General features: G+C 59.9%; 10 protein-coding genes and 1 pseudogene. 3 read left to right on the top strand and 8 right to left on the bottom strand.

The features are described 5' to 3' along the window. Positions 1–11: 11 nt before the first annotated feature. The 6 genes and pseudogenes from FGK64_RS03135 to FGK64_RS03110 form a co-directional block, all read right to left on the bottom strand. On the bottom strand, positions 12–566 hold the full coding sequence (locus tag FGK64_RS03135; protein ID WP_246057661.1) for an exopolysaccharide biosynthesis protein: 555 nt from the start codon (positions 564–566) through the stop codon (positions 12–14). 50 nt (positions 567–616) lie between these two features. Then, on the bottom strand, positions 617–2,806 hold the full coding sequence (locus FGK64_RS03130) for a xanthine dehydrogenase family protein molybdopterin-binding subunit (RefSeq protein ID WP_138862327.1): 2,190 nt from the start codon (positions 2,804–2,806) through the stop codon (positions 617–619). Beyond that, the gene (locus FGK64_RS03125) at positions 2,803–3,774 is read right to left on the bottom strand and encodes an FAD binding domain-containing protein (protein WP_138862326.1); all 972 of its coding nucleotides are present in this window, start codon (positions 3,772–3,774) and stop codon (positions 2,803–2,805) included. The genes FGK64_RS03130 and FGK64_RS03125 overlap by 4 nt, the downstream gene beginning before the upstream one ends. After that, positions 3,771–4,295: a 2Fe-2S iron-sulfur cluster-binding protein gene (locus tag FGK64_RS03120; RefSeq protein ID WP_138862325.1), complete on the bottom strand. Its 525-nt coding sequence runs from the start codon at positions 4,293–4,295 to the stop codon at positions 3,771–3,773. The genes FGK64_RS03125 and FGK64_RS03120 overlap by 4 nt, the downstream gene beginning before the upstream one ends. A gap of 130 nt (positions 4,296–4,425) precedes the next feature. After that, positions 4,426–4,647: pseudogene (locus tag FGK64_RS03115) on the bottom strand (integrase core domain-containing protein); the annotation flags it as partial. A 1,197-nt stretch (positions 4,648–5,844) separates the two neighbouring features. Further along, positions 5,845–6,594, bottom strand: coding sequence for a sulfite exporter TauE/SafE family protein (locus FGK64_RS03110; RefSeq protein ID WP_093451336.1), 750 nt, complete (start codon positions 6,592–6,594; stop codon positions 5,845–5,847). A gap of 82 nt (positions 6,595–6,676) precedes the next feature. Here FGK64_RS03110 and FGK64_RS03105 point away from each other — a divergent pair, with 82 nt between their 5' ends. Continuing rightward, positions 6,677–7,384 carry a FadR/GntR family transcriptional regulator gene (locus FGK64_RS03105; protein WP_138862324.1) on the top strand — a complete coding sequence of 236 codons (708 nt, stop codon included), beginning with the start codon at positions 6,677–6,679 and terminating at the stop codon, positions 7,382–7,384. On the opposite strand, the gene FGK64_RS03100 is transcribed toward FGK64_RS03105, so the two are convergent. Beyond that, entirely contained in the window at positions 7,381–8,328 is a 948-nt protein-coding gene (locus FGK64_RS03100; protein ID WP_244525516.1) for a DMT family transporter, read from the bottom strand. The two genes, FGK64_RS03105 and FGK64_RS03100, sit on opposite strands and share 4 nt — an antisense overlap. A 142-nt stretch (positions 8,329–8,470) precedes the next feature. Then, positions 8,471–8,881, bottom strand: a complete 411-nt coding sequence (locus FGK64_RS03095; protein ID WP_138862323.1) for an Rrf2 family transcriptional regulator — start codon at positions 8,879–8,881, stop codon at positions 8,471–8,473. A 121-nt stretch (positions 8,882–9,002) separates the two neighbouring features. Here FGK64_RS03095 and FGK64_RS03090 point away from each other — a divergent pair, with 121 nt between their 5' ends. Both FGK64_RS03090 and FGK64_RS03085 read left to right on the top strand, forming a co-directional pair. Next, positions 9,003–9,704: a 5-formyltetrahydrofolate cyclo-ligase gene (locus tag FGK64_RS03090; RefSeq protein WP_138862322.1), complete on the top strand. Its 702-nt coding sequence runs from the start codon at positions 9,003–9,005 to the stop codon at positions 9,702–9,704. Continuing rightward, positions 9,697–10,125, top strand: coding sequence for a PAS domain-containing protein (locus FGK64_RS03085; protein ID WP_210236535.1), 429 nt, complete (start codon positions 9,697–9,699; stop codon positions 10,123–10,125). The genes FGK64_RS03090 and FGK64_RS03085 overlap by 8 nt, the downstream gene beginning before the upstream one ends. Positions 10,126–10,274: the final 149 nt, after the last annotated feature.

The following is a 10,274-nucleotide window of genomic DNA, read 5'->3' as shown; positions in this document are numbered from 1 at the left end:
CGCCAGAGGTGTCAAATGTAATACAACGTCACGGGAACCACCAGAAGCAGGCAGAACGACAGGCAGGCGAGCACGCCATCGCGGGTCAGAAGGGCTGCCGCGAACAAGGCGATGACGGCCGAGGCAACCGACCCGGACGTGGGCACGATTTCCATGAACGGCATGAACAGTGTCAGCGCGGCAATCAGGATCATAGGCAGCCACAGCCACGGCCGGTGGAACAGGAACGTCAACCTGGGACGTATGAAGCGTTCGACCCAGGCGACCGGCTTTCGCAGCCAGTTGACGCCGTTTTCGACTGTCCTGGCATCCAATCGCTTCGATGCGACGAAATCGGGCAGCCACACGGTTTCACGCCCCACCATCATTTGGACGATCAGAAGCAGAACCAGCATCGCGACAACCGCAGTCACGCCGGGGATGGCACTGGCTGGCGATGTCGAGATCAGGGAAAAGATCAGCATCACCGATGCGAAGGAGGCGCGGCCGAGCTTGTCCACGACATGCTCGACCGTCACGGTATCACCGTCCAGCGACGCCTCCAGGGCGTCGAGGACATCGCTCAAGGCGTGTGTCTGACCGTTTGGCATTTCACCCACGTCCGCATACCTCTTTGCTACAATGGCATGGCTGCCAGTACCCGGTCCGGCGTCGCGGGCATATCTCGGACACGCGCGCCACAGGCGTTGTAGATTGCGTTCAGGATAGACGCGCCCGCGCCGCAGATGCCCAGTTCCCCAATGCCCTTGGCCTGCATGGGCCCGGCCCAGTCGTCAAGTTCTTCGACGAAATGAACGTCGAGAGGAGGAACGTCGGCGTTGACCGGCAAATGATAGCCCGCAAGGTCGCGGTTCACCGCATGGCCATCGCGGCGGTCGTGCGTCAGCTCTTCGGTCAGGGCCATGCCGATGCCCCATGTCATGCCGCCGTGGCACTGAGACCGGGCGGTACGCGGGTTCAGGATCCGGCCTGCGGCAAAGCTGCCCAGCATTCGGCGGACGCGCACCTCGCCGGTCACGTCGCTGACGGCGACTTCGGCAAAATGCGCACCGAACGTGGCCTGACGAACCTTTTCAAAGGCGTCCCCAGGTTTGACATGGCCGTGGCCTTCGATGGTCTCGTCCGACAGAAGGTCATGCAAAGTGGTGCGCTGGTTGGCGACGGTTGCAACGCCGTCCTTCAAGGTCAGCTCCGCTTCGGCGCAGCCGAGCCTGTCGGCGATCTGCTGCCGGATTTCCATGCCCGCGAGCCAGACCGCTGTCCCGGTCGAGGCCGCGCCGAACGACCCGCCCGACCCGGACCCCGGTGGGAAACGCGTATCCCCCAGTTGCACATCAATCTGGCTTAGGGGCAGGCCCAGCAATTCGGCGGCGATCTGGCCGAATATCGCGTAGCTGCCGGTGCCGATGTCCGTCATGTCTGAACGGATGGTCGCACCATCGTGCGTCAGGGTTATGCGCGCTTCGGCTTCGATCACCATATTCACGCGGAATGCGGCGGCCATGCCGGTGCCGATCCACCATTCGCCCTCACGCTGCTGCCGCGGGGCGGCATGGCGGCGCGACCAGCCGAAGGCGTCGGCGCCCTGGCGTAGGGCCGCTTCCAGCCTGTGGGATGAAAAGGGTTTGCCGCTCTCCGGGTCAGTTTCGGGAATATTGCGCAGACGCAGTTCGACAGGATCGACTTCTGCGGACAGCGCCAGTTCATCCATCGCAACTTCGAACGCGGTGACGCCGACAGACTCGCCCGGTGCGCGGACCGACCCGGCTGCGGGCCGGTGAATCCGCGCGACTTTCATGCCAAGATGTCGGTTTGATGCGGCATAGGCAAAGTGGCTTCCCTGAATCACGGGCTCCGCGAACTCCTCTTCGGGGAGGTTCGAGACCAGCGCCTCGTGGCCCAGCCCGGTCAGGCGGCCTTCGGCGTCGGCGGCCAGGCGGATGTGCTGGCGGGTCTCCGAGCGGCGCGTGTTGACCTCGAACACGTGGCGGCGGTGCTGAACGACCCGCACGGGCTGCCCAAGCTCCATCGCGGCCAGCGCCGCCGCGACGCAATCGGCGGAAATGCCCAGCTTGGATCCAAAACCGCCGCCAACATAAGGCGCCAGCACGCGAACGTGCTTCGGGTCGAGCCCGACACTGTCAGCCAGCTCATTGCGGTTGAATTTCAGCATCTGCAGTGACCCGCGCAGCGTCAGCGTCTCGCCGTCCCAATGGGCGGTGGCGGCATGCGGCTCCATCGCGGCCGACACCATCGACGGCGTGGTGTAGATCGCATCGACCTTGAAGGCTGCCTCGGACATGGCGCGATCCAGATCGCCGATCCGGGTGTTCTGGTCCTCGGGCTCCTCCGGGGTGACCGTATCGGGCAGGACGGGCACGTCGTCTTCTTCGACGGACACGACAAGCGCCTGCGCTGCATGTCGGGCCTGCTCAAAGGTGGCGGCCACAACAAGCGCGACCGGCTGCCCGACATAGGCCGCGCGGTCGACGCCTTGAACCGGCGCTTCATTCGCGGTGCCCTGAGCGGCATTGCGGATCATGCGCGGGTCCCGCAATACACTGCGCACACCGTCCATGGCGCGCACCGCGTCGAGGTTCGGGCATGTCACCGCGCCAATCTTCGGGGCGCGGACAAGGAACCCGTGCAGCATGTCGTCCGCCTGTTCCTCGGCCGCATAGGTGGCGGCCCCGGCGACCTTGAGCCATCCGTCGGGGCGGTCGCTCTCATGCCCCAGAACACCTTGGGCAAGGCCGTCGGCGCGGTGGTCGGGATGCGGTTCGTCGATCTTCAGATCAAAAGTCATTGGGTCAACTCCGTCAGGGTCGCGGTCAGCAGGCGGCGCACAAGCGTGTCCTTGAATTCCAGCCCGTCATACAGAACAGCATCCTTCATCAGGATGTCTCCGGCGGTGTCGAACAGCTTTTGCGACGGGGCTTCCCCGATCAGCAGGTTTTCGACATCCCGGTCTCGCCAAGGCCTTGTGCCGACCCCACCAAACGCAAGGGCGACGTTTGAAATACGGCCGTTATCCATGCGCACCATCGCGGCGACGGACACCAGTGCAAAGGCATAGGACGCGCGGTCCCGGACCTTGCGATAGGTCTGCCTGCCGCCGAAAGGCGCGGGGAGGATCGCACCCGTGATCAGGTCGCCTGCGTTCAGCGTCGTCTCTTGATCCGGGCGGTCGCCGGGCAGGCGGTAGAACTCGTCTAAGGCGATTGCGCGACGGGTGCCATCTGAGTCTTCGACCTCGACCTTGGCATCAAGCGCGCGCAGCGCCACGGCCATGTCTGACGGGTGTAGGGCCACGCAATGGTCAGATGTGCCCAGAACGGCATGGTTCCGCATCTCTCCGCCCAGAGCGGCGCAGCCGGAGCCCGGAGAGCGTTTGTTGCAGGGGGTGTCGGTGTCGTAGAAATAGGGGCAGCGCGTGCGCTGAAGCAGGTTGCCGCCCGTCGTCGCCTTGTTCCGAAGCTGCCCGGAGGCACCCGCAAGCAGGGCACGCGCGAGAACAGGATAGGCCTGCCGCACGCGCATGTCGGCGGCGAGGTCGGAGTTGGTCACTGTGGCACCGACATGCAGCCCCTCTTCGTGCGTGTTGATCTGGTCAAGGCCCAGCCGCGAGATATCGACGAGTGTGTCGGGCGCCATCACCTCGAGCTTCATGAGGTCGATCAGGTTGGTGCCGCCCGCGATGAAGGTTGCGCCGTCACGGGCGGCGACATGCGCGCCCGAGAGGGTCTCGGGGCGCTGATAGTCGAAAGGTCTCATTCCGCGGCCTCCGCATAACCGACATCTTCCTCGGCGATTTCAAGGATCGCCGCATTGATCCCCGGGTAGCAGGAGCAGCGGCAGATATTACCGCTCATCCGTTCGGCCAGCTCTTCCCGGGTCATCGCGTATGGACCGGCGAGCGTGTCGCTGACATGGCTGGGCCAGCCGTCGGCGATCTCGCTCATGACGGCAGTCGCCGAACAGAGTTGCCCCGGCGTGCAATAGCCGCATTGCATCCCGTCGTGCCGCACGAAGGCAGATTGCAAAGGAGAGCGCCCGTTTTCAGACAAGCCCTCGACTGTCGTGATCTGATCGCCGTCGTGCATGACCGCAAGGCTCAGGCAGGCGTTGATCCTGCGTCCGTCAACAAGCACCGTGCAGGCTCCGCACTGACCGTGGTCGCACCCTTTCTTGCTGCCCGTAAGGTCCAGATGGTCGCGGAGCGCATCGAGCAGAGTCACGCGCGGGTCCAGATCGAGCGAGCACGGCGTGCCGTTCACAGTGAATGACGTTTTCATGGAGCGTTCCTTTAAAGTGTCGTCAGCCCAACGAACGGAAGCGGCTCATGTTCCAGCCGCGCTCACATCGATGCAAAAGTCAGCGGTCGCTGAGTTGATGCGAGGTGATTTCTGACCTGCCACTTAACTGTCATCCGGCTACGACTTGAGCCCGGTTGGCGTTTACGCCGATCGGCGCAAGTTGAGTAATCGCCCGACGCGCGGAGCTTTCATCTCGCGCAGCAAGGCAGGCGATTGCGGTGTTCAGCGCCTGCGCGTAGTCAGCCGGGGTTTGATAATCCAAGGCCGAATGTGGACGCTCGATGTTCTAGTCTGCGGCCCAAGCCGCGATCACGACGCGCGCATGTGCCAGCAATTCTCTTGCGACAACGGGATGCTTAAGATCCTCCAGCTGAACACTTGCAACGGGGGCTGTGCTGGCACCGAGTTCCGCTGCAAGGGTCCGGCTACGGCGTGGCAGCGCGACTTTGACACTGTTCTGTTTTCTCTCCAAGTCGCGCAGATAGCCGATGCTCTCCTCTTCATCGAAGCAGGCTTCTTGTCGGGCCAGCATCCCGGCGACACCCAGGCGCACCTGGTCGCGGACCAAGACTTTGGTGCGCAATTTGTTGATCGGGGCGTCTGCCAGCTCCGAAAGCATGTGCTTCTCTCCTGCCTCTATTGCAGCGAGGATATCAGCTGATCGCCTTACCGCTTCGGCGAGGATATCTTTTCGGAGCCAGATCGAGCAAAATTCAGGTGCCCGCACGTCACGCAGAGACTTTGGCCAACGTCGGCGAAAATAGAAATTTCGTTTCGGCGAACGAGATGAAGACCCCATCGACGGCCCGGGCTCGATGCGCGTGATTTGCGCCTGTGTGAACCACTTTGTGAACCACGACTGCGTGCACACGGGAGGCTGGCCGCTTGATCAACGGCTCCCCCATTAACAGGGCCGGATTTTTTGGAAGTCATGGCTGGGGTGGTAGGATTCTACGCTAACTTATTGATAATAATATAAATAATAGCAAACACAAGTATATGGTGTCAAGTGCCCGACGCCGGAAGCGACATAGTGTTTCATCCAGTGTCCCTCCACGTGGCCCCTTTGATCGTCGCAACCAGACCGGCCGTGCCGATGAGCCACCGTAGCTGTTATCGTGGTGCATATCACGGGCGGCCTGCGTGGTTCGGACAAGCCTCGCGACCTCGCGCGCAACGGTGAATGGGGCCATTGGGTCAAAGCCGTAGGATCGTGGTTCGCGCCCGATTAAGGTCGCGGGCTTTGGTGGGCACGTTTGCCATGCCCTATCGTCAGATATTGGTGCTGCCGTTCCTGGCAAGCTTTCGCGGAGGTCACAAGTCTCGACAATTTTGCCGTTCTCGAACCGAAGGATATCGACATCCGTCTGGCCAAGGTTCTCAGCCGACGGGGGGCTTTATGGGGCACAGTGTATCGGCTGACCAGTGAGCGAAGTATCTTCTGCGAATTCCGTTCACCGATCTTCGAAACCAAGGTGATCAAGACGCGGTGCTGCTTTCGCCCTCAGCCATACTCGTAAGCTCCAACCTATTGTAAAAAGAAAACAATGGTCATCGTAATTCCGACCACGGTGATGAAAGCTCTGAGTAGAGTAGGATTTCTTATTCGCCGTGACATAGTTGCACCGAGGTAACCGCCGGATGCACAAGCGAGGCCCAAAACAAGCGCGTGCTGCCACGCGATCAAACCCGCGCCGATGTAGACGATGACCGAGACGAGCGAGAGAATTGAGGACACCAGGTTCTTGAGGCCGTTCATTTCGTTCAAGTTGGTAAGCCCGATCAGCCCCATCGCAGCGAGTAACAATATCCCGACGCCTCCGTTGAAGTAGCCACCGTATGTTGCGACGAGAAGCAGAACAATCGTCGCAGCGCCAAGACCTGTCTTGGCGCGACCACGCCTTCGCATGGAGGCCGTGATACGAGGGCCAAGGGCAAAGATCACAGTTGCGAAAGCCAGTAGCCAAGGAACAATCCCCTCGAAAACGGTTCCGGGTGTAGCAAGCAGAAGGGCTGCGCCCAAGCCGCCGCCAAGGGATGCGATGGCAATGACCATGAGCAAGGGAAGGCTGTCGCTGGCATGAATATCATCTCTGAAGGCCCAGGCGCTGCTAATGTAACCAGGCAGCGCTGCCAGTGTCGCCGTCGCGTTAGCCATGATGGGAGGAATGCCTGCCCACACCAAGGCTGGAAAAGAGAGAAATGTGCCCCCGCCGGCAACGGCGTTCAAAGCCCCGGCTGCCAGGCCAGCGATGATTAGGACCAGAGTTGTGAGCATGGGGTAGTTTCCGAGAACGAGAATCACGAGACGGGTGTTGCCTATTTGTGTTTTGGTCTGCAAATTGGTCTGTGGGGATATCATGACACGGTGGACTAAAGACGCGGCGCTGACCCGGATGCGCGAACTGATAGAAACAGCCGCGCCGCACCCGGGCGACCAGCTTCCCACTGAACGAGCCCTTGCCTCTATGCTTGGAAGTAGCCGACAAACGGTTAGGTTCGCGCTGGCTCGGCTGGAAACAGAAGGCGAGGTCTGGCGTAAGGTCGGCAAGGGCACCTTTCGCGGGCGAGCTCCTCTGGGACATCCGGTGCGGGAAACGGTGCTTCTCCATGCCGTCTCGCCCGAGCAGCTGATGAAGGCGAGGCTGATGATTGAGCCTGCCATCGCTGCGGAGGCCGCGCGCTGTGCTACCCGGGCAGATGCCCGCTATCTGGAAAAGCTGGTGGACGCGGGGCGTGCCGTGGCGACTCGCTCAGTTGCTGAGGCGGCGGATGCCAGGTTTCATCACGGTGTCGCCGAAGTCGCTGCAAACCCAATACTCGTCGGGCTTCTCGACCACCTTGCTGACGCTCGCCGGAGAGCCGCCTGGCAGAGAGAATGGGACCAGACCTATAGGCGGCTTGGTGTTGGTGAGTTTGTTGGGTTACACAGCGAGCAGCATTCTCAGGTGGTGCAGAACATCTTTGATCGCGATCCGGATTCTGCCGAAAGATCGATGCGCGACCATCTGGAAACCATCGCCACTGCTATGCGTCGCGGTAGCGATGGAACCGGTGTGTTGCCTTAACGCTCACTTGGGCGGGTGGCCGCGCCGTCTACGCCGCGAACACGTTCGCGATAGAACACGTATGCTCCCGATGTGAGAATGATCGCCGTTCCGAATAGGGTCATTCCATCAGGGACTTCATTGAAGAACAGGTAGCCAACCGCAGTTGCCCCTACGATCTCAAGATACTGGAACGGCGCGAGAAGGCTCGCCTCGACTTTGCTGAATGCGAAGGTGATCATCATGAAGGTCACAAGAGCAAGCGCACCCGCAGAAGCCAATGCCCACGGCCCCCATTCAGGAAGGGTGGCGAGGCCTGTTGTGTCAATATCGAGCCCCTGCGCCAGCAAGACCGCAAGCAGCGAAAGACCTCCTGCGATCATCGAAGCACCAAACTGAAAGCTTAGCGCGGATCTTGTTCGCGTGGATTTTCGCATGACGATCATGTTCATGGCATAGGCGAGCGCTGCCAGTAGCGGCAGTAGAACGACCGGGCCGAAGGTGGCGAAATTCGGCCGTATCACCACAAGAGCGCCGATGAGGCCAACGCCTACAGCGGCATAGCGACGCCATCCGGGAACCTCTCCCAGAAAAGGACCTGCAAGTAGCGTGAGCAGCAATGGCTCTACGAAAAAGATGGCGATGGCCGTCGCGATCGGCATCGATGCAAAGGCGGTGATCAAAGATAGTGTCACTGTCAAGATCAGGCACGCGGACAACAGCGATCCGAGCGATAGGATCGAACCACGAAAATGACGGCGAAGTAACACGGCTCCTGGCAAGAAGAATGCCGCTTGGGCGACCGTTCGCCATACGGTCACCTCGAAGGGGGCGGCATAGGCTGTCAGTGATTTTGAGATCGCATCCCCGATTGGCAGGAACACCATAGCAAGGCACATCGCGAGCATACCGAGGCGCTTATCCATATCGATTTCGCGTGTGGAAACAGCATCTAAAAAAGCCATGAAAAACCTCCTCTGCATCGGCAACGATGCGCGAACAGGTCCGGGCGTCCAGGACGGTCTGAATGGGAAACGGGATGACGCCATCACCCCGTGAAGCGGACTTATTGCTTCGGCCTTGGTGGGTCAATGGCCATCGTCAATGTCACTCAATCGGAGTGAGGGTGATATCCGCGAGTGTTGACCGGTTCAGGTTGTCGATAAAGCCCATTTCCGCCACCCGGAGCCGTGACTTCAAGCGGCACCCTCCATCTATTGTGCAATCGCCACCCGAAGGCTCAAAACACTCGACCAGAGCCTGGCCTTCTTCCAGTAGCCGGACGATGTCACCCAATCGGATCTCCTCTGGTGGTCGGGCAAGCCTTGCTCCTCCGCCGCCGCCACGTCGTGTCTGGACCAACCCGGCACCCGCGAGCTTTTGCATGATCTTGGTCAGATGGTTGCGCGAGAGTTGGAACTCCTGAGCGAGCTCAGCGGTGGAGAACGCGCGCTCCGGAGCGCTGCCCATCCGCATCAGCATGCGCAGCCCATAATCGGTGAAAGAGGTCAAACGCATCCTACATCCATGAATTGGTATTTTAGGTGTCTATTCGAGTCATCCACGCTACTATATGTATCAGATGAGTTGAATGCGACCATCTGTGCCGTGTGGCATTTGGATTTTTAAGGAAATCACGATGACTGATGACTTTGAAGGCTTCAAGTGTGTCGGCGGTTTCTCTTCTCCCCCATGCTTGGCAGGAGAAGTCGCTCCGGACTACTTCGATCCCTTGGCTGTGGACCCGCAACAGGCGCGAGATGTGGCCAGATGGCGTGTAGCCGAGCGTAAGCGCCTTTTGAATGAGCGAAAGGCAATGCGCTCACAGAACAAGCAATACGTAGCGAAAGCCCTCACTACTCATCTTACCGAGCTGCTTGCAGAACAGCGCTCTACGGCAACCGTCAAAATCGTAAGCCTATTTTGGCCGATTAAAGACGAGCCGGACCTGCGCTTGCTCATGCATGATCTGCATGGGCAGGGCTGGCAGATTGCTTTGCCTGTCGTTGTCCGGAAGGCCGGGCCGCTCGTCTTCAGGGAATGGTGTCCGACAACGCGCATGACGAGAGGGCGCTGGAACATACCGGTTCCATCAGCCTCCGAACCTGAGCTGCACCCTCAGATCGTCATCGCACCCTTGGTTGGCTGGGACGCTGAAGGTTATCGTTTGGGATACGGCGGGGGATATTTCGACCGGACCCTCGGTGCCACACTGCCTAAGCCATTGAGTATTGGCGTTGGGTTCTCCTCGGCCCGTGTCTCCACAATTTTCCCCCAACCACATGACATACCTCTCGACGCGATCATAACTGAGGCAGGAAGGGAGTTCGAGCGTGAGTGAAGAGAAGCAGGCATTGGCAAGCGCTCTCATTGATGGAATGCCGGACGCACTCGTCGTTTCCGACAGGGATGGTATCATTCGCTTCTGGAACGAGGGTGCTGAGCGGATCTTCGACTTCGCAGCGTCGGAGGCAATTGGTCAGTCACTCGACATTATTACGCCGGAAAGGCTTCGTGCCCGTCACTGGGAAGGCTATGAGCAAACAATGAAGACAGGTCGGACACGTTATGGTGCCGGCGACCTTCTGTCGGTTCCCGCGACCCGTAAGGACGGCGTTCAGATATCGGTTCAGTTCTCGATTATGCCGATTTTCGATAACGGCGGGCAAATAAAAATGATCGCCGCTATAATGCGAGATGTGACTGGTGAATTCGAGGAGCGGAAGGCGCTTCGTAATGCCTTGCGAGCTGTCAAAAATTGAACGCAATAAATTCCGACAGGTTCAAAAATTCATGCCGTTCGTGTGAAAGTTAGTGCAAGGCTACCGCGCCGTAAGATCTCCGAGACGTTGCCTGGGAACTACGGCTGATGCTTATTAGGCGAAGGGCTCCAAAAAAGCAGGTTGAGCAC

It is taken from the genome of Arenibacterium halophilum, assembly GCF_005938225.1.
Classification (GTDB): domain Bacteria; phylum Pseudomonadota; class Alphaproteobacteria; order Rhodobacterales; family Rhodobacteraceae; genus Arenibacterium; species Arenibacterium halophilum.
Note: the sequence above shows the minus strand (reverse complement) of the source record. Positions and strands in the feature narration are given on the sequence as shown.